At 50.2% G+C, this 23,870-nt stretch carries 18 protein-coding genes; 8 read left to right on the top strand and 10 right to left on the bottom strand.

The window, feature by feature from the left end; genetic code table 11:
- Positions 1-17: 17 nt before the first annotated feature.
- Complete coding sequence (locus SD10_RS17235) at positions 18-2,489, top strand: TonB-dependent receptor (RefSeq protein ID WP_046575407.1); 2,472 nt, start codon at positions 18-20, stop codon at positions 2,487-2,489.
- Between the two features lie 120 nt (positions 2,490-2,609).
- Here SD10_RS17235 and SD10_RS17230 read toward each other — a convergent pair whose 3' ends face one another.
- Positions 2,610-4,043, bottom strand: coding sequence for a Gfo/Idh/MocA family oxidoreductase (locus SD10_RS17230; RefSeq protein ID WP_046575405.1), 1,434 nt, complete (start codon positions 4,041-4,043; stop codon positions 2,610-2,612).
- A 141-nt stretch (positions 4,044-4,184) separates the two neighbouring features.
- Between SD10_RS17230 and SD10_RS17225 the strand changes: the two genes are divergently transcribed.
- From SD10_RS17225 to rodA, 3 genes are all read left to right on the top strand, one after another.
- Positions 4,185-5,213: an SMP-30/gluconolactonase/LRE family protein gene (locus tag SD10_RS17225; protein ID WP_046575403.1), complete on the top strand. Its 1,029-nt coding sequence runs from the start codon at positions 4,185-4,187 to the stop codon at positions 5,211-5,213.
- A 168-nt stretch (positions 5,214-5,381) separates the two neighbouring features.
- Positions 5,382-7,331: a penicillin-binding transpeptidase domain-containing protein gene (locus SD10_RS17220; protein ID WP_046575401.1), complete on the top strand. Its 1,950-nt coding sequence runs from the start codon at positions 5,382-5,384 to the stop codon at positions 7,329-7,331.
- Positions 7,332-7,445: 114 nt separating this feature from the next.
- Positions 7,446-8,726, top strand: coding sequence for a rod shape-determining protein RodA (gene rodA / locus SD10_RS17215; RefSeq protein ID WP_046575399.1), 1,281 nt, complete (start codon positions 7,446-7,448; stop codon positions 8,724-8,726).
- A 250-nt stretch (positions 8,727-8,976) separates the two neighbouring features.
- Here the strand turns inward: rodA and SD10_RS17210 are convergent, their stop codons facing one another.
- Entirely contained in the window at positions 8,977-11,262 is a 2,286-nt protein-coding gene (locus tag SD10_RS17210) for an NADP-dependent malic enzyme (RefSeq protein WP_046575397.1), read from the bottom strand.
- A gap of 249 nt (positions 11,263-11,511) precedes the next feature.
- Here SD10_RS17210 and SD10_RS17205 point away from each other — a divergent pair, with 249 nt between their 5' ends.
- Both SD10_RS17205 and SD10_RS30500 read left to right on the top strand, forming a co-directional pair.
- The gene (locus SD10_RS17205) at positions 11,512-14,340 is read left to right on the top strand and encodes a substrate-binding domain-containing protein (RefSeq protein WP_082111741.1); all 2,829 of its coding nucleotides are present in this window, start codon (positions 11,512-11,514) and stop codon (positions 14,338-14,340) included.
- A 95-nt stretch (positions 14,341-14,435) separates the two neighbouring features.
- Entirely contained in the window at positions 14,436-14,792 is a 357-nt protein-coding gene (locus tag SD10_RS30500; protein ID WP_394330445.1) for a DUF6970 domain-containing protein, read from the top strand.
- Positions 14,793-14,969: 177 nt separating this feature from the next.
- Here the strand turns inward: SD10_RS30500 and SD10_RS17195 are convergent, their stop codons facing one another.
- From SD10_RS17195 to SD10_RS17160, 8 genes are read right to left on the bottom strand one after another with little or no spacing between them, the layout of a single operon-like run.
- Entirely contained in the window at positions 14,970-15,557 is a 588-nt protein-coding gene (locus SD10_RS17195) for a 4'-phosphopantetheinyl transferase family protein (RefSeq protein WP_046575395.1), read from the bottom strand.
- The gene (locus SD10_RS17190; RefSeq protein WP_046575393.1) at positions 15,554-15,814 is read right to left on the bottom strand and encodes an acyl carrier protein; all 261 of its coding nucleotides are present in this window, start codon (positions 15,812-15,814) and stop codon (positions 15,554-15,556) included. Before SD10_RS17190 ends, SD10_RS17195 begins: the two co-directional genes overlap by 4 nt.
- Positions 15,815-15,823: 9 nt before the next feature.
- The gene (locus SD10_RS17185) at positions 15,824-17,095 is read right to left on the bottom strand and encodes a beta-ketoacyl-[acyl-carrier-protein] synthase family protein (protein ID WP_046575390.1); all 1,272 of its coding nucleotides are present in this window, start codon (positions 17,093-17,095) and stop codon (positions 15,824-15,826) included.
- A complete protein-coding gene (locus tag SD10_RS17180; protein WP_046575388.1) occupies positions 17,088-17,534 on the bottom strand; it encodes a 3-hydroxyacyl-ACP dehydratase FabZ family protein in 447 nt (148 codons plus the stop codon). Before SD10_RS17180 ends, SD10_RS17185 begins: the two co-directional genes overlap by 8 nt.
- 11 nt (positions 17,535-17,545) lie before the next feature.
- On the bottom strand, positions 17,546-18,343 hold the full coding sequence (locus SD10_RS17175) for an SDR family oxidoreductase (protein ID WP_046575386.1): 798 nt from the start codon (positions 18,341-18,343) through the stop codon (positions 17,546-17,548).
- Positions 18,337-19,389 carry a type III polyketide synthase gene (locus SD10_RS17170; protein WP_046575385.1) on the bottom strand — a complete coding sequence of 351 codons (1,053 nt, stop codon included), beginning with the start codon at positions 19,387-19,389 and terminating at the stop codon, positions 18,337-18,339. Before SD10_RS17170 ends, SD10_RS17175 begins: the two co-directional genes overlap by 7 nt.
- Entirely contained in the window at positions 19,386-20,099 is a 714-nt protein-coding gene (locus SD10_RS17165) for a methyltransferase domain-containing protein (protein ID WP_046575383.1), read from the bottom strand. Before SD10_RS17165 ends, SD10_RS17170 begins: the two co-directional genes overlap by 4 nt.
- Before the next feature lie 19 nt (positions 20,100-20,118).
- Positions 20,119-21,282 carry an NAD(P)/FAD-dependent oxidoreductase gene (locus SD10_RS17160; RefSeq protein ID WP_046575381.1) on the bottom strand — a complete coding sequence of 388 codons (1,164 nt, stop codon included), beginning with the start codon at positions 21,280-21,282 and terminating at the stop codon, positions 20,119-20,121.
- A gap of 305 nt (positions 21,283-21,587) precedes the next feature.
- Between SD10_RS17160 and SD10_RS17155 the strand changes: the two genes are divergently transcribed.
- Positions 21,588-22,928, top strand: coding sequence for a sugar porter family MFS transporter (locus SD10_RS17155; RefSeq protein ID WP_046575379.1), 1,341 nt, complete (start codon positions 21,588-21,590; stop codon positions 22,926-22,928).
- A 25-nt stretch (positions 22,929-22,953) separates the two neighbouring features.
- On the top strand, positions 22,954-23,847 hold the full coding sequence (locus SD10_RS17150) for a carbohydrate kinase family protein (protein WP_046579682.1): 894 nt from the start codon (positions 22,954-22,956) through the stop codon (positions 23,845-23,847).
- The last annotated feature ends 23 nt before the right edge of the window (positions 23,848-23,870 follow it).

Genomic DNA, 23,870 nt, shown 5'->3' with positions numbered 1-23,870 from the left:
TCACCAATTTCTATTTTATGCGTTTGGCTGGTTTTCGCACAACTGGATGGCTATTTATTTTAACGGTTATTTCATTTGTTTCTTTTCGACCTTACAATGATGAATTCATCCAACGATTAGTCGAACAATTTCGTCTTTATAGCAGCCAGCATCCTACCGAGAAAGTGTATATTCATATCGACCGGGATGCGTACCTGATTGGCGAAACTGTCTGGTTGAAAGGCTACATTTTTGATGGGAAAACCCACGAAGCCGACACGCTTAGTAACGTTTTATATGTCGATCTGGTTGATCTGAAAGCCCGGCGGGTTCGGCTGCGAATGCAGCTTAGGGCTACCAATAGTTACGCGCCCGGCCAACTCCTGCTGCCCGATTCGCTGCCTTCAGGTTCTTACCAACTCCGGGGCTATACCAACTTCATGCGGAATTACCCGGATGCCTTTTTCTTTACAAAAACGGTAACCATTCTGCGGGCGGATGAGCCAGGTACGGCGCTACGTAACCCAACCATAATCCCCAAACCTGATGTGCAATTTCTGCCCGAAGGCGGGCAATTGGTCAATGGGCTAACGAGTCGTGTTGCGTTTAAAGTGGTTAACTCGGCGGGGCATGGGCTGGCCGTAAAAGGATTCGTGCTCGATGCTAAAAAAGATACGGTTATCGGTTTTAAAACTACCCATTTGGGGATGGGTTATTTTATGGTCAAGCCGGAACCCAATCAAGTATATACGGCCTTCGTGCCCCTCGCCGACGGAACCCTGGCTAGTTATCCAATGCCTCCAGCGCAGGAGCAGGGCGTGGTGATGCAGGTTGAAAACCTGACTAATAAAGACAATGTCCTGGTCTATCTGATGAACAACAAAACGGTCATCGATTCGTCGGCTACGTTGACACTCGTGGCTCAGGCACGCGGGCATATCATTCAGGCGGCCAAAGTGCCTTTATCCCGCAAAACGGCGATGATCCGGTTACCGAGGGCCGCCTTCCCCGAAGGTGTGGCGCAGCTAACGGTATTCGACGAGGCCCACAAGCCGGTTTGTGAACGGCTGGTGTTTATCAATAAAAATGAGCAATTGAATGTTGCGGTAGTTGCTGATAAAGCCGTCTACAAAAATCGTGAACAGGTTAATTTAACCATTACAACCCAAAACGCGGACGGCAAGCCCGTTCCGGCGAACCTGTCGCTGGCGGCTGTTGATGCCAAACTCGCACCCGAAGCTGATTCAAATGGCGCAACGATTCGGTCGCATCTGCTGCTGTCGTCAGATCTGACTGGTACCATCGAACAGCCCGATATATACTTTAATCCGGCTAATAGAGACCGGTGGCTGCAACTGGATTTACTACTGTTGACCCAAGGCTGGCGTCGGTTTGCCTGGACGGATGTGCTGGCCGGAACCGTGCCCCCAAACCAATATCCAATAGAAAGAGGGCTATCCTTGACGGGGCGGGTGGTACGCCCTAATCAGAAAGACATTGGCGGAAAAGTGAAGCTGACGTTTATTATCGCTAAAAAAGACAGCACCCGGGATGTGCTCGCGGGCGACACAGATGAATCCGGGAAGTTTATGGCCTATGGGCTGGATTTTACCGATACCACAACCGTGCTGATTCAGGGCTTGAAAGGAAGCGCCAATCGAAACCTGGTTATCACCCTCGATCAACTCCTGAAGCCAACGGTCACCCTCATTCAGGTTCCGTATAACCCGATGGAGTTCCGGGCTGATGAACTAGCCGAGTTTATCCGGCGAACGAAAGAATACCAGGAAATCGAGCGTCAGATAAAGCGGAATGGCGAAGTTCTGTTGCAGGCGGTTACGGTGAAAGCGAAAAAAGCGGAAGAACGCGATTCGCGGGTTATTTACGGCACACCCGACGCGACAATTAAGTTTGACCAGATGAACACGGCCGGGCGACTGACCATTCTGGACGTAATCCAGGGGCGAATTGCGGGTGTACAGGTAACAGGAAATGGATTTAATGCCAGAGTGCAGATTCGCGGAGCTGCTAATTTCAATGGACCCGTAGAACCTCTGTTTGTACTGGATGGAATGCCTATGGATCTACAGGCAATTATGGGTATTTCGGTACAGGATGTGGATCGTGTGGATGTGCTGAAAGGCGCATCGGCGGCTATTTACGGCTCAAGGGCGTCAGGGGGCGTTATTTCTATTCTTACCAAACGAGGGAAGGTCGACTATGATTTATCAAAAGAGGTAGTGCCGGGTACATTGCTTGCTAAACTGCCCGGCTATGCGCCCGTCCGCGCGTTTTATGCACCCCGCTACGATGTTAAAAAGCCGGAACACATCAGGCCCGACTATCGAACGACGTTGTTCTGGAGCCCCATGATTCAGACTGATGCAGAGGGAAAAGCAACTGTCTCCTTCTTCGCATCCGATGCGAAAACAGACCTGCGCATTCGGGTTGAGGGAGCCACGTTTGCCGGAATGCCAGGTGTGGGGAAACATAACGTGCGGGTCGAATAATTAAAAGGTCTGTGCTGCATGATTGCATTCCGTGGGCCGTGTCCTCATGGCCCACGAATTAGTCGAATAAAAAAGGGTATCGGTTAACCGACACCCTTTTTTATTCGACTAATTTATGACTTAAACAGCCCCCAGAATTTGCATTTTGATGGGGTCCCAACTAACGGCTTTCTTTTGCGCAAAGCTCATGTTGCCACACTGTGTCGGTCCGCAGGCACGAAGGCCAAACGTAGCATCTTCAACATTGGGCGCGTTTGTCCGCACCGAATTGAAGAAGTTGACAAAGTGCTCATAGCGGTCGCCCTTGTAATCTTTAGGAAATGCATACTTGAACTCTTTAGGGCCTTCCAGCTCAGGGTGTGGCGGATACAATTTGTTGTATTCCTTCACATACAATTCTTTCTGGTCTTTCGGGAAATTGTCAATCGACATACCCGGTGCTTTGGGGAATTTATTCCGGTGAACAGTCAGGCTATCAAAGCCTAGGGATAAATCGCCTTCGGTACCCACAATCCGAACGAGGTAATTGCCACCGCCACCATCAACGAAGTTGGAGCGCGTAGTCAGGTTAAATTCAGGATGCTCGGCTGTTTTTGGGTAATCGTAGATACTGAGTTGAATATCAGGCACATCGCGCCCATCTTTCCAGTAACGGGTTCCGCCACTTGAATAGACGCGGGTTGGGCCTTTTGATCCGGTAATGCAGTGCAGCGAGGTGAGCAGGTGAACGTAAAGGTCACCGGCAATGCCAGTGCCGTAATCCTGATAATTGCGCCACCGGAAAAAACGGAGCGGGTCCCATGGCCGTTTGGGTGCGCTGCCCAAATAAGTATCCCAGTCAACAGTTTGCGGAGAAGCATCGGGCGGAATCGAATACTGCCAGGCACCCATGGCACTGTGGCGGTCGTAGATGGCTTCGGCAAAAACGAGTTCGCCAATATCACCGGCTTTCATCAGTTCACGTGCTTTGGCGATCAGGAGCGAGCTGGCAAACTGGCTGCCCACCTGGAAAACCTTACCCGTTTCTTTAGAAACCTTTATGAGCGTATGGCCATCTTCAACTTTCTGCACCATCGGCTTTTCGCAGTACACGTGTTTGCCTTTGCGCATGGCGTCCGACGATATTTTTTCGTGCCAGTGGTCCGTTGTTGCGTTGATCACCGCGTCGATGTCTTTCCGTTCGAGGATCTCCCGATAATCCTTGGTGACCGGAAGCTGATCCCCCCACAGCTCTTTCGCCCGGCGCAGGCGTCCGTCATAGAGATCACAGGCCGCCACCATTTCGATGCCATCAACCATCAGTGCCGTTTGGGTGTCGCCAATGCCCATCCCGCCGGTGCCAATGAGCGCAATACGAACTTTATCGTTGGCAGCCGTACTCGAATGGCTTCGAACTAAATTAAGGTATTGTGGAATGCCTGCCGAGGTGGTTTCAGCCAGGGCCACCGGGGCTGTTGCCACCGCTGTTCCGGCCAGACCAAGGGTCTTCAGAAACGACCGCCGGGAATTACCTTCCGGCGTGGTTGATGAAGCCGCTCGTTTTTTATCGTTCATAACAAAATCGGATTGGGGATTGGAAAACCACTTAAAAATAAGCGAATTTGTAATATTAATTAAAAAGTCTGCTCAAACTACTTTCTCCCCTTGTGAGCTGCTAAAATTCGTTGTAGCATTAAGGATTATTCCTAAAACTGTATGAACCTATACGCTATTTTACGCACGGCCCTGCTGGTCTGTCTGTTGGGACCAGCCGTTGCTCAGCAGCCCCCATACCCAACCATTGGCCAGGTCGTTCGAGTCGATCCTCGGCTGGATAAACTTATTCCGGCTGATGCCAAAGTTGAGGTACTGGCGAGTGGCTTTGTCTGGACAGAAGGCCCCATTTGGATCAAAGACCAGGCCTGTCTGCTTTTTTCCGACGTACCGCAGAACACTATTTTCAAGTGGACTGAGAAAGAAGGGGTTACCCCCTTTTTAAAACCGTCGGGCTACACGGGACTAGGGCCGTATAGTGACGAACCCGGCTCAAACGGCCTGACGCTCGACCGGCAGGGACGGCTTATTGCCTGTGAACACGGCGACCGGCGCGTAACGGCCATGGTGCTGAATGGGAGTGGTGGCAAGCGCACGTTGGCCGATAATTTCAACGGGAAACGATTCAACAGCCCTAACGATGTAGTGGCTCACTCGAATGGAAGCTACTACTTTACAGATCCGCCTTATGGAATGCCCAAAAAGGAAAAAGATCCCGGAAAGGAAACCGAGGGCTGGGGCGTTTACCGGATTGGTCCCGAGCGGGCAGGCGTACCCGGCCCGGTATCGATCGTTGTTAGTGACCTTACTCGCCCCAACGGCATCGCCCTGTCGCCCGACGAGAAAACGTTGTATGTGGCCCAGTCCGATCCACTCCGGCCTGTCGTGATGGCGTATCCCTTACAGGCTGATGGTACCGTAGGGAAGGGGCGCGTCATTTTTGGAGCCGACGGGATGAAGAAATTAGGGCTGGATGGTGGTTTCGATGGCATGAAAGTAGACCTGGACGGTCATTTATGGGTAACCGGTGGCGGTGGTGTATTGGTGTTGTCGGCAGCCGGTGAATGCCTGGGTCAGATTAAGATTGGCGCTGCTACGGCAAACTGTGCCTGGGGAGACGACGGCTCAACGTTGTACATAACCGCCGATATGTATCTCTGCCGGATTCGAACATCGGCCAAAGGCTGGTGATATAAAAGGATGAAGTAGGAATGATTAAAGATGCGAAAAAGCGTTGATCGCAGCCGTGCGTCTCTAGTCATAATTTATCATTCATAATTCATCATTGACAACCGAACTCGTCGTTATTAAACTAACTTTGTATAGAGTACGTAGCTTGATTGAAAGGAGTTTATTCTCATGTTAGAGAATCGAAAGTGGGTTATTATCGGCGTTTTTTGCCTGGTTGGATTAACGTATCTGGCCCGATTGTTTTATTTACAGGTGCTGGACGACACCTACTCGCTGGGGGCGTCCAAGAATTCCATTAAGCGAGTGGTCGAGATTCCCTACCGAGGGCAGGTCTACGACCGGAACAACCAACTCATCGTTTACAACACCCCCGTTTACGACCTGTATGTTACGCCCAAACAGGTCAGAATTCCGGACACGCTGGCTTTTTGCCGCATGATGAACTTGAGTTTGTCCGAATTTGACAGCATCATGGGGCTGGCCAAGAATTACTCGCCGGTTAAGCCGTCGCTATTTCTGCGGCAGCTCTCCAAAGAAGATTTTGCCCGGATTCAGGATGCACTGGTCGATTACCGGGGCTTTGAGCCCGTCATTAGTTCCATGCGTACATACCCGGCCCACACGCTGGCAAACGCATTGGGCTACGTGAGTGAAATCAGCAAAAAACAACTCGAAAATCAGGATATCCTTTACTACCGTCAGGGCGACTACATTGGCCACAACGGGCTGGAAGAGCAATATGAAGAGCAGTTGCGCGGAAAACGGGGCGTTAAGTTCATGATGCAGAATGTCCGGGGGGTTAACAAAGGTTCCTGGAAAAATGGCGAATTCGATACCCTGGCCGTAGCGGGGCAGAACCTGATTACGGGCATTGACGTCGAGGTGCAGAAGTACGCTGATAGCCTGATGCAGAATAAAGTAGGGGCTGTGCTGGCGGTAGAACCAGCAACGGGCGAAGTGCTGGTGTCAGTGTCGGCGCCAACCTATGACCCTAATCTGTTGTCGAGTCGGTTTTTCTCCAAAAACTACCGGGCCTTGATCAAGAATCCGTATAAGCCGCTGATCAACCGGCCTGTTATGGCCAGCTACCGGCCTGGTTCAACGTTTAAGCTAATTCAGGCCTTGATTGCCCAGCAACAGGGGTCCCTTCTGCCAACGACCGTCTATGGGCATGCTGGCTCGCCCATGCGCTGCCACTGTCGCGGGGGTAATAATCTACGTGGGGCGGTTCAGAACTCCTGCAACCCCTATTTCTATTATGTATTCCGGAAGTTTCTTTACTTCAACGGTGAGCACAACACCTTCAAGGCATCGGCAATCGGCTTACGGCAGTGGCACGATATGGCCGAGAAATTCGGGATTGCTGATCGACTTGGCATTGATTTGCCAACCGAACGGAAAGGCAATCTGCCAACACCGGAATACTACGATAAGGCCTATGGCGGGTCGTTGCGTTGGAAGTTTTCGAACGTTTATTCATTAAGTATTGGCGAAGGTGAGTTGTTGATCAGCCCGCTGAAACTGGTTAACCTGGCCGCCACCATTGCCAATCGGGGCTGGTACATTACACCCCACTTTATCAAAGGCTTTGACAAACCGGGTGTTGGCGTACCGGACGAGTATCGTAAACACCACGAAACAGGCATCGACTATAAATATTATTTACCCGTCATTGACGGCATGCGGGGCGCGGTTGCGCATGGCACGGTAACACCGCTGGCAAACATTGACGGTATTGATCTGTGTGGTAAAACGGGTACGTCGCAGAACAACAAGTTCGGGCATAAATTCGACCATTCTATTTTCATCGGGTTTGCTCCGATGAACAACCCGAAAATTGCGGTAGCGGTATTCGTCGAAAATGCGGGCTGGGGTGGTAAAGCGGCTGCTTCCGTAGCGGCTCTGGTAGCCGAACGCTATCTGAAGCGGAAAACCGAGGCCAAGAAGCTGGACGAGCAAGTCAAAGCGTCCAACTACCTGCCACCCGTTGGTGGAGTTCCGGTTTACAAGAAGCCCGTTGCACCCAAAAAAGATACGACAGATCAAAAACCGGCTGCCCCCAAACCCCTAATGACCGCTACTAAGTCGAGGCCGGTCGTAGCCGCTATTTTAAATTGAAAGAGGAATAGGTTTGAGGTTTGTGGCGGTCCGTCGCTATAGTTGGCTGACGCATGAATGGCTGTCGCCGGACCGCCACAAACCTCAAACCTCATTCAAAAACCGTAAACCAAATTGGCCCGTAATAACGACCCTTTTTCACAAAATATTGACTGGCTCACGTTGCTGCTCTATTTCGGCTGTGTAACGATGGGCTGGCTGAATGTCTATGCCGCTGTCTATAGTCCCGAAGACCATACCAGCCTGTTCGATATGACCACCAATGCCGGTAAACAGATGATGTGGATCGGTACAACTGTAATCCTGATTATTTGTATTCTGGTCGTCAACCATACCTTTTTCGACACATTTGCCTTTGTTTTTTATGGCTTTATGATCCTGATGTTGATTCTGGTTCTTTTTGCCGGAACCAACATCAATGGGTCGAGGTCATGGTTTAAGTTTGGATCGTTTACCATTCAACCCGCTGAATTTACTAAGGTTGCCACATCCCTTGCGTTGGCCAAATACCTGGATGTGCCGGGTATCAACCTGGCCAAGCGAAAGGATTTGATGTTTATCGGAGGGATTATTGTCCTGCCCTGTATTCTTATTCTGGCATCGAACGAAACGGGCTCAACGCTGGTATTTGCTTCATTTGTGATCATGCTGTATCGGGAGGGCCTACCCAGTTGGATTCCCGCCGTTGGTATTACGGCAGCTGCTTTGTTTGTGCTGGCGCTGGTCTTCCCAAAGCTGTACATTTTTATTGGCATCGGCGTGTTGCTCGCGCTGGTTATTTTGCTTATGCCCCGCTACAACCGCACCCTGACCAATTTACTGGCGATGGGGCTGGTCGGTATTGTTATGATCGGGTACGTCACAGGCGTTGATTTCTTCGTGAACAATGTCCTGCAAAAGCACCAGCGCAACCGGATCAAAGTGCTGGTTGACCCAAAAATTGATCCACTTGGCGTGGGCTGGAATGTAACCCAGGCAAAGATCGCCATTGGTTCCGGGCGGCTTCAGGGAAAGGGGTTTCTGGAAGGAACGCAAACGAAGTTTGACTTTGTACCCGAGCAGAGCACTGATTTTATTTTTTGCACCATCGGTGAAGAGCATGGCTTCGTGGGTGCGTTTGTTGTAATTGCCCTGTTTATCGGGCTGGTTTCCCGCATTGTTGTGCTGGCTGAAAAACAACGGACGAAGTTTGCCCGCGTCTATGGCTATTGTGTGGCGGGAATTATCTTTTTCCACGTCATGGTCAATATCGGCATGACCATCGGCCTTATGCCCGTTATCGGGATTCCCTTGCCATTTTTCAGCTATGGAGGCTCGTCGCTCTGGTCATTTTCCATTTTGCTGTTCATTTTTCTTAAACTCGACTCCCGCCGGACGGCCCTGACGAGGAGGTAACTTGCTGCCGTTGAGAACTGTGACGCTTGATTGTTAGAGCGATCAGCTTTGTGAACCTTCAATTTAATTCTACATTATTTACGTGAATAGTAGATAGCAGTTATTGTCATCCCTCCTGCGTCGGGATGACAAAACTTTCTCATAATGGACTGTTGATAAGGTCCTTAAGTCATTAGTTGACCATTCCCTACATCGTATCCGCCGTTTCTTACCTGAGAAACGGCGGATACGATGTAGGGATCACACCGACCTAACTGACGCCCTGCGCTTCAACAACGGCAATGGCAACCATGTTGACGATCTCACGCTCCGACGAACCAAGCTGAAGCACATAGACCGGTTTCCGCATGCCCAGCAGAATGGGGCCAATGGCATCGAAGCCAACCGAGCGAGGGCCAGCGGCTTCCCGCATGAGGTTATAAGCGATGTTAGCCGCTGACAGGTTAGGAAATATCAGCGTGTTCGCCCCTTCGTCTACCAGTTTACTGAGTGGGTAATTTTGCCGCAATAAGTCTACATTGAAGGCCAGATGCGCCTGCATGGAACCATCTACAACCATGTCGGGGTGTTTGGCCTGGAGAATCTCAGCGGCCAGTTGCATTTTGTCAGCGTCTTCGCCTTTGGCACTGCCAAAGTTTGAATACGTAACCAGTGCAATACGCGGCTTGATATTGAACCGTTCGACGGCGCGGGCCGTCAGTTCCGTAATTTCGACAATGTCTTCCGCAGACGGGTTTACGTTGACGGTGGTGTCAGAGAAAAACAGCGGCCCCCGATTCGTAAGCAGGATATACATACCCGCCACTTTCTGAACGCCCGGTTCTTTGCCAATCACTTGCAGGGCGGGCCGTATGGTATCGGGGTAGCTCTGCGTCAGGCCTGAAATGAGCGCGTCGGCCTGACCTGTTTCGACCATCATGGCACCAAAATAATTCCTCGACAGCATCCGTTTCCGTGCTTCGGCTGCACTCACCCCTTTGCGGTAACGCTTCCGGTAAAACAATTCGCCAAACTGCTCGATCAACTCATGTTGTTCAGGAGCGCGCGGATCGATGATTGTCGCATCGGCCAGGTCCAGGTTATTTTGTGTAATCATATCCTGAATCATAGCCGTTTCTCCCAGTAAAATGGGTTGGGCAATGCCTTCATCTTTCACCTGCTGAGCGGCTTTCAGCACCTTCAGGTTCTCGGCATCGGCAAAAACGACCCGTTTCGGATTGGTCCGCGCTTTGTTGTTGATAACCCGTGAAATGCGCGTATCCTGACCCAATCGGCGGGCCAGTTGACTTTCGTAAGCTTCCCAGTCTGTAATGGGTTGCCTGGCCACACCCGACTCCATCGCTGCTTTGGCCACAGCCGGGGCAACGGTTTCCAGCAAGCGGGGATCAACGGGTTTAGGAATGATGTAATGTCGGCCAAACATCAGATTGTCTGTGCCATAAGCCATGTTAACGAGGTCGGGAACTGGTTTCTTCGCCATATCCGCCAGCGAATGAACGGCCGCCAGCTTCATAGCTTCATTGATTTCCGTGGCGCGTACATCGAGGGCTCCGCGGAAGATGTACGGGAACCCCAGTACATTATTGACCTGATTGGGGTAGTCAGACCGACCGGTCGCCATGATAATATCGGGGCGGGCAGCAATGGCTTCTTCATAACTTATTTCGGGTGTGGGGTTGGCCATCGCAAACACAATCGGGTCATTGGCCATCGAGCGCACCATGTCCTGATTGACGGTGTTCCCCTTAGAGAGTCCGACAAATACATCGGCACCCACAAAAGCCTCTTCGAGGGTATGCAGATTGCGGGAAGTCGCGAATAAGCACTTTCGCTCATCCAGATCGGTGCGATCAGCCCGGATAACGCCCTTACTGTCGCACATGACCACATTTTCGACCTTGGCACCCAATGATACATAGAGTTTGGTACAGGAGATCGCCGATGCACCGGCACCATTGATCAGAATTCGGACCTCCTGAATGTTTTTACCGACGATGTCAAGCGCATTTAGCAGAGCAGCCGCCGAGATAATGGCCGTGCCATGCTGATCGTCGTGCATGATCGGAATGTTTAGATCGGCTTTGAGTCGTTCTTCGATTTCGAAGCACTCCGGGGCTTTAATATCTTCCAGATTGACCCCGCCAAACGTAGGTTCCAGAATCTTGACCATCCGGACAAACTCATCGACGTTTTTTGTATCCAGTTCAATATCAAATACATCGATGTCGGCGTAAATTTTAAACAGAAGCCCTTTGCCTTCCATCACGGGCTTACTGGCTTCCGGCCCAATATCACCCAGGCCAAGGACGGCCGTTCCATTGCTGATTACGGCGACAAGGTTACCTTTGGCCGTGTATTTATAGACGTCTTCGCGATTCTCAGCGATGGCCAGACAGGGCTCTGCTACGCCGGGGGAATAGGCCAGGGATAAGTCAGCCTGCGTGCTATAATCTTTAGTTGGAATAACTTCGAGCTTTCCAGGGCGGCCCTTAGCATGATACGCAAGCGCATCTTCACGACGTATTTTTTGTTGCATAAATTCGTGTTTTAGTTATCTTTTTTGGGGCTTGCAAGATAAGGGAGAGTTCTGAAATATCGGTAAGAATAATTCGTTGAACGAGTGTCTGTTCAGGAGTATGAAAATTTGTTTGGCCAAGTGCAGCCTCGTCTGAATTCAAGCCTTTTGGTTATGACCAGGTTGGCTCAAAGCGTACGGGAATACCGCTTTGGCATTCAATTCATTATACATTATCTTTGGACAGTGCCGAAATTTGGCTTTTCTTTTATGAGTAGTCCACTCTGTCGTTTCGCAATAGGTAACGCAATCCTCCTGATAAAACTCATTTTTAGACAGCAGGGTAAGCGTTTACTAGTGCTATTGACAAGCTGCCTGCTATTGGGAAACTGTCAATCAAGAACGCAGCCCGAGATTTATAAAATCGGATTTTCGCAGTGCACCGGGGGCGATGAGTGGCGGAAAACGATGCTCAACGATATGAAACGGGAATTGACGTTTCACCCCAATTACACCCTCCTCTACGAAGATGCTGGTAATAGTACCGCCAGACAAATAAGTCAGGTGCAATCGCTAGTCGATCAGGGGATTGATTTGCTGATTATTTCCCCTAACGAAACGACTCCATTTACCAAGGTTATCGAAGCCGTTTTCAAAAAAGGAATACCGGTTATTTTGCTGGATCGAAAAATTAAGACTGAGTCCTATAACGCCTACATTGGCGGTGACAATGTCGAGATTGGTCGACTGGCCGGTACGTTTATTGGCAATTACCTGAAAGGGCGGGGGCGCGTTGTCGAAGTATGGGGATTACCCAGTTCATCCCCTGCGCAGGAGCGGCATCGGGGCTTTCGGGAAGAGCTACGGAAGTTTCCGAACATACGGGTCGTTAAAGAATTGAATGGACAGTGGGAGCGGGATACTGTCCGGCACGTTGTTGCGTCTGAGCTAAAGGCGTTGAAGGAAGCGGACGTCTTGTTTGCGCACAACGATGTGATGGCGCTCGGCGCTTCCGAAGTCTGGAAGCAAAACGGCCTTCAGCATCAACTGGACTTTGTGGGTATCGACGCCCTCCCTGGCCCAAATGCGGGTATGCAGGCGATTACGAATGGTGTATTAAGAGCCAGTTTTTTATATCCGACCGGTGGTGAGGAAGCCATTGAAACGGCCACCCGAGTTCTTGAAGGAAAATCCGTTAAGCGAGAGCAAATCCTGAATTCGATTCAGGTGGATGCGTCGAACATACGGGCGCTCAAAGCACAAAGCGATAAGTTATTGGCCCAACAGGTTGATATTGAGCGGCAAAGTCAGCGCATTGATAAACTCACCGAGACATACACATCCCAGAAAAACACGCTGTATTTCACCCTGGCCAGTTTGCTTGTCGTAATCTTGTTGGGTGGCTGGGCTTTATACCTGTTCCGGTCAAAACAAGTAGCGTACCGAACGCTCGAGAATCAGAACGGAGAAATTCGGAAACAGAAAGACAAAATTGAAGCTGTATCCCAGCAGGCGCGCCTGGCAACGGAAGAAAAACTTCGGTTTTACTCCTACATCTCCCACGAATTCAACACGCCCTTAAGCCTGATTCTGACGCCGACAGAAGACTTGCTGAGCAAAAGGACGGTGAGCACACATGAACTGAAAAGCAATTTGACGTTGATTCAGAAAAATGCGTACCGCCTGTTGCGGCTCATCGATCAGATGCTGGATCTGCGAAAAACGGATGCCGGGAAACAACAGCTGCATACGGCTGAACAGGACCTGATTGCCTTTATTGACGACATCGTTCAGGATTTCAAACGGAAGGCCGAAAAAAAACGCATCGATCTTCAATTTATCCCGGCCAAGCCTACACTACCCGTTTGGTTCGATAGCGAGAAGTTAGATAAGGTAATTGTGAATCTGCTGTCGAATGCATTTAAATACACACCCAAAGGGGGACTTATCCATGTTCGGCTGGACGTGGTGAACCAGCAGGTTCGAATTCAGGTGCAGGACAATGGCGAAGGCATGACACCCGATGAGCAGGCGCATGCCTTTGACTTGTTTTTCAGCGGAACCAGGCCGTTTAATCTCTCGAAGGGACTGGGACTCGCGCTCTCGATGGAGTTTATTCAATTGCACCAGGGTGAAATCAATGTACTTTCTGAAAAAGATAAGGGAACCACATTCACGATTCTGCTGCCGCTGGGTAACGCCCATTTATCCCCTGAAGAAATGAGTGGTTCGGTAGCCCGGAACCCGCTTAATCCAAGCAGTCCAGTCTCACAGCGGCTGTTGGCTGATCTGGATGAGGACGAGAACGAGGCTATTGCTCCCGGTAACTTATCGGCCGGGCAATCGGGTACCTTATTGGTTGTCGAAGATAACGATGACTTACGAACGTTTCTCGCTGCCCGTCTGGACCACGAGTTCGACATTGTGTCGGAAAATACAGGAGAAAGTGGCTGGGAGCGTGCCCTTGAAATCATTCCGGACTTAATCATCAGTGATATTATGTTGCCGGGGATGGATGGGCTGCAACTGACGCAGCGGGTTAAAGCCGACCTGCGTACATCCCATATTCCGGTTTTGTTATTGACTGCCCAAGGCCAGATCGAACAGCGAATAGAGGGGACTCGGGCCGGCGCCGACGCCTACATTACCAAACCGTTTAATACCGCTTACCTGCTCGAAGTTATCCGCACAACCTTAGCCAATCGCGAAAAGTGGCAACGGCGTTACGCATCGGATTTTCTGGCCCAGTCGGCTGGAGGAAACCGGCAGGACAAGAAGTTTCTGAATGAGCTGACAGGCCTGATCGAACAGGGCTTAACTGATGCCACTTTCGGTGTTGAACGGCTTAGTCGGGATATGGGGCTTTCGCGGGTGCAGCTTTACCGGAAAGTACAGGCACTGCTCGACATGAATGTGATCGATTATATCGCCGAGATTCGCCTGAAAAAAGCCCGGCGGTTGCTGTCGGAGAGCACAAAGTCAATGGCCGAAATTGCCTACGAAACGGGCTTTAGTTCACCCGCTTACTTCACAACGTTTTTTAAGCAGCATACGCAGAAAACGCCTTCCGAATACCGGAAATCACCGACGGGTGTGTAGGTTGAGGTTGGTTTACGAGTGGCTGAAAGAAAGGTCATTCCAACGATCAGTAAGTTCAATGAGTCCTGTTATTTGGTAACTATGCCACCTTAACGATGATTCAAATGAGAACCTATCTTACGTTCATTATCCTCATCGGTCTAACGTCTCCAGGCTGTAAAAGTGATACGATATCCAAGGGGACACCTGAATGTATCGTGAGTATGATCAACCAAATTAAGAGTCAAGATAAATGGAGCCCTCCGGCTAAGGTTTTTAGCTACTCATATAAAGGGCAATTGGTTTATTTTATCCCTCAACGCTGTTGTGATATTCCGAGCATCCTACTGGATGAGCAATGCCATATTGTCTGTTCGCCAGATGGTGGCATTAGTGGTGGGGGAGATGGGAAGTGTACAGACTTTTTCGCTTCTCGAAGAGAAGAAAAACTGATTTGGCAAGATTCCAGGTAATAAACAAAGCTAGTAATTTCAGATTTGTATAATTAACGTGGCTTTGTGATCATAAATCCAAAGCAAGCCGCCACAGACCAGACTAATACCAGTTGTCTATTGCATCAGTTAAAACAACGTCCTAATAATTTCTTTGCTGTAAAGGCTGGTCGCAAACGTGGCCGTTAGGACAAATGGCTATAAGCCAATGACATACGCGCCGTAATAGCCGTGGTGGCTGATGCTGACAGGTAGGGTTGCTGAATTATTAATGGCCAAAACAGGTATGCCCAGACTGTCTTTATCTATACAAATCTTGTGTGGGGACGTCTGGAACAACGCTGAACCATGTTGCCTTAGCTTCTGTCGTAGAAGATCGGAATGGCGCTGATAATCAGCCGTGTCAAAGGGAATAATTACCTGGCTGTAAGAAGGGGTCGTGTTAGCGGCAAAGGCCACTGTGGCGATATACCGAGATGTGATAAGGGACTTGGTTTGGTAGCTTTCCCCATACAGGACGTACCCTTCGGCGGCTGCTTCCGCTGATACGTTAACTGAACACTCAAGCTTTACGGGCGCAAAAGCCCGATTTTTTGTCTGACGAACGGCCAGTTTATACGCACTCTCCTTCATGCTCCACAACAGCCAGACCATGCGATCAGGATCGGGTGCGCCGAAGATGAGTTGTTGTTCGTGACGCGTAAACAGTTTATCGATATATCCCTTCCGACGCCAGTTGCTTTCCCGGCTGGCCTGCTCCAGATCGACAATATCATTGCCAATCATAATTTTTCGGCTAGTTTCTGAGTAATGATGTCGATGGATGAACCAACCGTAAGCATACGTTCCATGGCCTCATTATCAATCACGATATCGAATTCTTCTTCAACATCCAGGGCAATATCGACCAGGTTAGCCGAATTTATTTTCAAGTCGTTCAGAAAATCCGTATTCTCGGTGACGTGCGCAAACGCCTGTTCATCCTGAACGTAAGGTTTAACAATTCTCTTCAGCGTATCGATTAGTTCGTCTTTAGTTTGCATACTACTTATTTACAACTTGAACTTCTGTAAGATAACACACGCATTTACGTCGCCAAAGCCAAAGTTAGCCTTCGCAACCACATTAATGTCTTTTCTGAGTAGCTGATGGGGAATTTTATCCGGTGCAAGTAAGGTCGCAATGTCGGGGTGCAGGTCGTCGCAGTTGATGGATGGGTAAATAAAGCCATGTTTCAATTCCAGCACCGCAGCCACGCACTCAATGCTGCCAGCTGCACTCAGGCAATGTCCTACCATGGATTTGAGGGAGTTGATGTACGGGAAATCAGTACCCTTCCGACCCAGAGCCTCGCACCAGGCGCTTACTTCGGCTGCATCTTTGCTAGTGGCTGTCAGGTGACCATCAATCAGATCAACAGCCTCGGGGCGTACATTGGCGGCTACTAATGCTTGCTGAATACAACGTTTGACGGCTGATGAATTGGGCGCAGTCATGGAACCTCCGCCCCGCTGGCCACCTGAATTCAAATGACCGCCCAGAATTTCTGCATAAATAGTCGCCTTTCGTTCCAGAGCCGATTCCAGCAATTCTAAAACCAGTGCACCGGCTCCGCTGCCGGGAACAAACCCACTTGCCGTGGCGCTCAGCGGTCTCGATGCCCGTTCGGGCGTGTCGTTGAACTGATACGGCATAACGCGCATGGCGTCGAAGCCGCCCCAAATGTAAGGCCCGTGATCGCTGCAACTGCCAGCCAGCACCCGTTTTGCCTGGCCATTTACAATGCGCTCATAACCGAGCAGCAGAGCTTCCGTGCCGGTCGCGCAGGCCGACGAATTCGCGGTTAACTGGTTGCCGCAACCGATCATACCCCCCAGAAAGGCACTAACACCACTCGTCATGGTTTGGACAACAACCGTACTGCCCAACCGCCTGACCTGCCCGTCATCGACTTTATAGATTGATTCTCTGAACTTGTCAATGCCTAAAATGCCGGTGCCAAAGACAACGCCACTGTCCCAGTCAGGTTCATCGCTGGCAATCGGAAGGCCGGCGTTTTGCCAGGCTTCCATACCGGCAATGACGCCATAAATAATGCCGCTACTGTTGAGCTGACGGAGTTGTAATTCGGTAAAATACTGTTGCTTGATGGCGTCTGTAACAGGTGGAATACCGCCAATTTGACACGAGAATTTAAGTTCAGCCAGGTTTTGCTGAAAGGCAATGCCACTTCGCCCTGCCTGAATAGCCTCTAAAAAGGAAGGAATGCCCACCCCGTTGGGAGCGGCTACACCCAGACCCGTAATAACAACTCGTTTACGCATGATTGTTCGGTTTCATCATTCCCGAAATAGTGCCCCGGCAAACCAGTTCGCCCCGGCTGTTCAGCATCTCGACTTTACACCTTAACTTCTGAAATCGAAAATACTCTTTTGTTGATCGAACCATAACGGTTTCTGCCGGAAAAACGGGCTTATAAAAGTCAATTTGCGTACTTGTCATGGCAATACCAATAGCATCGGTCAGCGTTTGATCGAGCAAAAAAATGCCGAGGCAAACGACGCCGATCTGCGCCATGACTTCCGTCAGGATGACACCGGGCGTGACGGGCCCCTGTTTGAAATGCCCTTGGTAAAAAAAAGAATCCTCCGGAAACGTATAGCTGCCTTCCACCCCGTTTTCATCCACATGATGCAGCGAATCGACAAACAAAAAAGGCTTGGCGTAAGGTAGTTTTCGCTGAATGTATGTAAAGTCCTGCACAGGGTATACGTTTATTGAAGGTGTTCTCCGCCATTGACCGGAATCACAGTACCGTTGATCCAGGCAGCCTCGTCTTTGCACAACAAATACGCTACATTGGCCACGTCGTCGGGGGTAGTTAGCCGTGAAAAGGGGTTCCGTTGCAGGCTGTGGTTCAGTAACGCATCGGCACCCGGAATAAGTCGCAGGGAAGCGGTGTCCGTAACACCTGCCATGATGCAATTGGCCCGAATGCCAAACGGGGCCAATTCCAGCGCAATGCTTCTGGATATCGCTTCCAGGGCAGCTTTGGCCGCCGAAACAGCCGCATAATTGGCCCAGGCTTTCTGACTGCCCTCACTGGTGAAACTGATAACACGAGCATCGGACGAGAATAAATCAGCCGCGAAAAGTGCTTTAGTCCAGTCGTACAAGCTAATTGCCATGGCGTCGATAGTCAGGACGAAGTCGTCGTGCTGAAGTGGCCGCAGCTCCGTTGAGACGATGGGTTTTAAATTGCCTTTGGCAATGCTGTGCACTAGGGCTCTGACTTTTCCCGCTTCGCCCAGAGCGTCGGTCAGGGCGTCGATGACACTTGTTCGCTTCTCGGGGTTGGTGGCATCAAGGTTGTAGTGTTTGAGCAAAATGCCTTTAGCTTCCAGTTCGGAAAAAGCACGACTGACGTCGGGTAAATCGGTTTTCCGGGTTCGGTGTACAAGGCAGAGATTCATGCCGTGTTTAGCTAGTTTCCGGGCCGTAGCCAGCCCTAAGCCAGTACTGCCGCCCAGAATAACCGCCCAATAGTTACTGTCTTTAAAGTCGTTTACCACTGTAACAAAACGCGTTGCGCCGTAAAGCCTGGACCAAAACTTAGCATAAGCCCATAATCGCCATCGGTCAGGGGTTTATCCATAAAGCGCTCCAGCACATAAAGTACCGTAGCGCTCGACATATTTCCGTAAAGCCTCAACACCTCTTTGGTATCGTCGATGTTTTTGCCCAGTTTACCGAATAACTCCTGCACAACTTCAACAATTTTGCGTCCGCCGGGGTGAAAAATCAGGTGGGTGATATCGTTGATAACCAGCCCGTTCTTCGCCAGAAAAGGGTGGACAATCGCCGGAAAATGGGCCGCAATATTTTCCGTAACGGCTTTATCGAGCACCATTTGCAAGCCACTATTTGTCAGATTGAAACCCATCATATGCGTGGCATCATAGAAGTGATACATTTCTTCCGAAACCACTTCCGGGCCACGATCATCTTCGTGAGACGACAGCAGTACGCAGGCCGCACCATCGCCAAAGATAGCCGCACTAACGATGTTAGCCATCGAGAAGTCATCCAACTGGAAGGTAGCCGTGGGCGATTCAACCGCGAGCAGGGCCGCCCGCTTTCCCGGATTCGCTTTCAAAAAGTTCTTCGCGTAGATAATGCCCGAAACGCCCGCCACACAGCCCATTTCCGTGACGGGTAACCGAACGATGTCCTGTCTCAACTGGAGGCTGTTGATCAAATAGGCATCCAGCGACGGAATCATGATGCCTGTGCAGCTTACCGTAATGAGGTAGTCAATGTCGGTCGTTTTCCAATTTACTTTAGCCAGGGCTTTGGTTAAGGCATCTTCGCCTAATTTAATGCACTCACGGCTATAAATGGCGTTTTTTTCTTCAAAAGACGTTTCGGAAAATACTTCGGTTGGGCTCATAATGGAGTAACGCCGATCAACAGCCGCGTTCTCGAAAATCTTCTTTACTTTCCGTTGAAACCGGGTTTCCTGTCCGTCGAGCCAGGCATCCAGAAACGGTAAAATATCATTTGTATCCCGCCAGTTCTGGGGTAATGATTTTGCAACGGCCGCTATGCGTACACTCATATGTTTTTGATAATCCATTGATAGCGGAAAGCCCACCGCCAGGTAACACGATAGGTTTTTACCCGTAATTGTTCTGAAAAAGACACTAATTCCGGCTTTTTGAACCCGCGTAAAATGGACGTCAAACCATCTTCGCGGGACATGTCGTTGAGCCGAAAAACAAAGCAAATGAGTTGGAATAACCGGTAAGCTAAGGCCGAGCGCTGCAAGTCGTTGACCACGACGCCAAGTCTAGCTTTTTTCGCAAACAGACCCATCAGGTACAAAATTTCTTTGTCACTAAAATGGTGCAGGGTCAGCGTGCACAACGCAATATCATAATCGGCAGCCGTAAACTCATCATCGAATATATTCTGTACGGCATACGCTATCGTTGAATAACCCGTTGAGCAAGCCCGGGCGTGATTGATGGTGTACGCATTCGCATCGATCCCCAAGATCTGAACCGTAAGCCCTTCCTGTTTGGCAAAATTGGCCACGGCCCGACACATATCCCCGTTGCCGCAGCCCACATCAACTATGGAAAGCGCTTTTTCTTTAGGCCAGTCTTTGATCAGCTCCTTAATCCCATCGAGGGTAATGCTGTTGCCACCCAACCACTGATTAATGACTGCAATTTTATCCAACGCGTCGCGCAACACATCGCCTTCTAACGAAAAGTCATCCATAATCTCTTCTTTGGATGTGCGCTGTGCGGTACTTAAAAACATGCGAATGTGTTTATGGACGTTACAATGAGTTACTCGCCGAAACCGGCTTTTGGTTAACCAACAAAGGCTGGCCGTGGGTTTGCTTGATAATAAGCGGCAACAGGCCGGGAGCTAGCTGCAAGCCTGTTAGCAAAGCAGATGTAACTCCCGGCGAGGTTAAAATTGACTGCACAATTCGCCCGGTCAGAAGCCGCCCTTTAAACTCTGCCGACCAGGCTGCGGCATACTGCGTCTCCAGCGATAGGCGATTGGGTAGCTCCCCCTCGAAAAACCGGACGATCAATTCAGAGGCCAGTTTGGCGCTATGAATCGCCATGGCCATGCCGTTGCCGCAAAGTGGATGGATCAGCCCGGCGGTATCTCCGCACATGAGCACATGATTTTCAATGGGCTGTTTCCGTGAAAACGAAATCTGGCTGATGGTCAGGGGTTTATCGAACAAAGGGGTGGCTTCGGTAAAAAAATCGCGAAGAAATGGGTTTTTGCTAAGTACCTGTTTCTGAAACGCGTCGATGTGCTTAAACGACTTGAAACTGCGGTAATTTGCCAGATAACAGGCATTGATAATTCCGTTCTCAACCTGAGACAGCCCGCAATAGCCACCCTCAAAGTTATGCAGGGCCACCTGGTCATTGGGAAGAGTAGCCCGGTAGTGCGCTTTTATGCCCAGCCAGAGCGATTCCTGTTGGAAAAACGGTCGTTGCAGCCGTTTGTCCAACTGAGAGCGCTTTCCATAGGCACCAATGACGATGGTCGCCGTGTAGTTTTTTTTCGCCGATGTCGTGACGGTAAAAGCATCGTTTGCGAACGTAACATCCGTTACCTCCGTCTGCTGTTCAAGAACAACGCCTGCCCGGCGGGCGGTATTGGCTAAGAAATGGTCGAGCGCGTGTCGACTAACCCCAAATCCGCCCAGGGGAAGTTTGCTCTCAACGGTCTTTCCAGTAGCTGTACTCAGTAGAAAACGGTGAATGCGGGCTGGCGATAGTTCATCAATGTCTATGCCGAGGTGTTGCAGGTAGGGGAGGACTTCATTCGAGACATACTCCCCGCACACTTTGTGCTGGGGATAGGTGTATTTTTCCAGCAGTATGACGCGCAACTCTGATTTGGCCAAATGAATAGCAGCCGTTAAGCCTGCCAGGCCTCCGCCAATAATCAGTACATCTGCATCATATATCATTCCTGGCGGCCTCATTGCAGGTAAAACGAGCGTGATAGGAAATAGGTTTTAATTTTTAAATGACTTGTTCAAGTGACTAGACAGGTCTGATTTTACGACTAAAATTTTCCTGAAACAAAATCGAAATTCCGTGTATCAAAAGTAGAAGTAATTTTATTGAGGTTGGGCTAATTGATTGTAAACCAATACATTACTCAATTTGACTTATTTCGAAAGTATTTGAACGATTCCCGAAAGCCTGCCTTTTAGCCATCCGTTAGTTTTGACTCGAAGTTACTCGGACAACCATCCGCTTTGCATTAGCTATGAGTCAGAAACAACGAATCTTTTTTTGGTCAATTACCGCTGCTCTGGGCGGCTTTCTCTTCGGCTTCGACACGGCCGTTATTTCTGGGGTCGAGCAGTCGCTTCAATCGTTGTGGCACCTCAACGTATGGGAGCACGGACTCACCGTTTCCATTGCGCTGATCGGTACGGTGATCGGCTCCATGCTCGGAGGTATCCCAACCCAGAAGATAGGTCGTAAAAAAACGCTGTTCTGGATCGCTATCTTATACTTACTGGCCTCTATCGGAACGGCGCTCTCTACTGAATGGAGCGTTTTTCTTGTCTTTCGTTTTCTGGGTGGACTGGGTGTTGGGGCCTCCTCGGTAGCCGCGCCTATGTACATAACGGAAATTTCGCCCGCGAAGTCTCGGGGCAAATTGGTTGGCCTCTTTCAATTTAATGTTGTACTCGGCATTCTGATCGCTTACCTGTCAAATTACCTGTTGCAGGGCATTGGTGAGGAGTCGTGGCGCTGGATGCTGGGGGTGCAGGCCTTGCCATCGCTGATCTTCCTGATTGCCGTGCTGAACATTCCCGAAAGTCCACGCTGGTTGCTGCTCGAAAAAGGGGACCGGTCCGGCGATTCGGTGGCAGAAGCCCGCGAAGTGTTGAATATGATTGACCCCGCGACAGCCGAACAAACGCTGGCCGACATTCAGGCCAGTCATCAGGCGAAAAAGGCATCGACCGGGTTGTTTTCTGGGAACTACAAAACGCCGGTCATGCTGGCCGTGTTGTTCGCTGTTTTCAACCAGGTATCTGGTATCAACGCCATTATTTATTACGCCCCCCGAATTTTTGAAATGACGGGACTGGGCAAAAGTTCGGCGCTTCTGTCATCGACGGGTATTGGGTTGATCAATCTCATTTTTACCATGATCTCGATGAACCTGATTGATCGGTATGGTCGGCGGACGTTGATGAAAATTGGGTCTGTGGGGCTGATTGTGACGTTGGGGTTGGTCGCCAGGGCTTTTTATGGAGAAGACTTCAGCGGCATGACCGTGCCCCTGTTGCTGTTCGGCTACATTGCCTTTTTCGGTTTTTCACAGGGGGCCGTAATCTGGGTGTTTATCTCCGAAATATTTCCCAACGAAGTGCGCTCCAGCGGGCAAGCCCTTGGGAGCTTTACGCACTGGTTGATGGCGGCCATTATCACCTTCACGTTCCCGTATCTGGCTGAGCACTTCGGCGGGGGAAACACATTTCTCTTCTTCACCATCATGATGATCCTCCAACTCCTGTTTGTTGTCCGGCTCATGCCCGAAACGAAAGGCACCAGTCTGGAGCAGATTGAAAAAACATTCGTCGTTCACTAGTCCATAACTCAAATTTCTCTCGATGATGACCTCGACAATAACCTGTTTCGGCGAAATTTTGTGGGACGTCCTGCCAACCAGCAAACAGCCCGGTGGCGCGCCCATGAATGTCGCGGCCGATCTGCGAAACTTCGGTCTTAACGCTCAAATCATTAGTCGAGTCGGTAGCGACGACCTAGGCCGTGAACTGCTCGAATTTCTTGACCAGAAAGGCCTTCCACTCAACCTGGTTCAGATTGGCCAGACACACCTTACGGGGGTCGCCAAAGCCAATATATCGAATTCGAATGAAGTGACCTATAAGCTTGTCCAGCCCGTAGCCTGGGACTACATTCAACTCGAACCGGAGCTACCCGATGTCGTTCGAAACAGCGATTTCTTCGTTTATGGCAGTTTAGCGGCTCGAAGCCCGCAAACACACGAAACATTGATGGCCTTACTGGCCGTTGCTCCCCGGAAAGTATTCGACGTAAACCTGCGGGCACCCCATTACAACCGGGCTACGGTTGAGGAATTGCTTAGCCAGGCCACGATTGTCAAACTAAATGAACACGAGCTGGTCGAGCTGGCGAGTTGGTATGGCGCTGAAAACGATCTGCACCGGGCCATGCATCAGTTGCGCAGTCACTTCAAGCTGGATAAACTCATTGTCACGCTCGGCGAGCATGGAGCCGTGTTGCTGGATCAGGCAGGCTTGCATAGCCAAGTTGGTTTCCCGGTTGACGTAGCTGATACCATTGGCAGTGGCGATGCCTTTCTGGCTGCCTTCCTCTACCAAACCATCCGGGGAGCGTCTCCCCAGAAAACACTGGAGTTTGCCTGCGCCACAGGCTCTTACGTCGCTACGCAGCACGGGGCAACACCCGCTTTTACTGAGGAAACTATTGTATCCACTATACGATCCACCACCCCGATTTAATCCGGGATATCCATTTCGATTTA

The sequence above is a fragment of the Spirosoma radiotolerans genome (assembly GCF_000974425.1).
In the GTDB taxonomy this organism is placed as follows: domain Bacteria; phylum Bacteroidota; class Bacteroidia; order Cytophagales; family Spirosomataceae; genus Spirosoma; species Spirosoma radiotolerans.
This window is presented reverse-complemented; position numbering and strand designations above follow the sequence as displayed.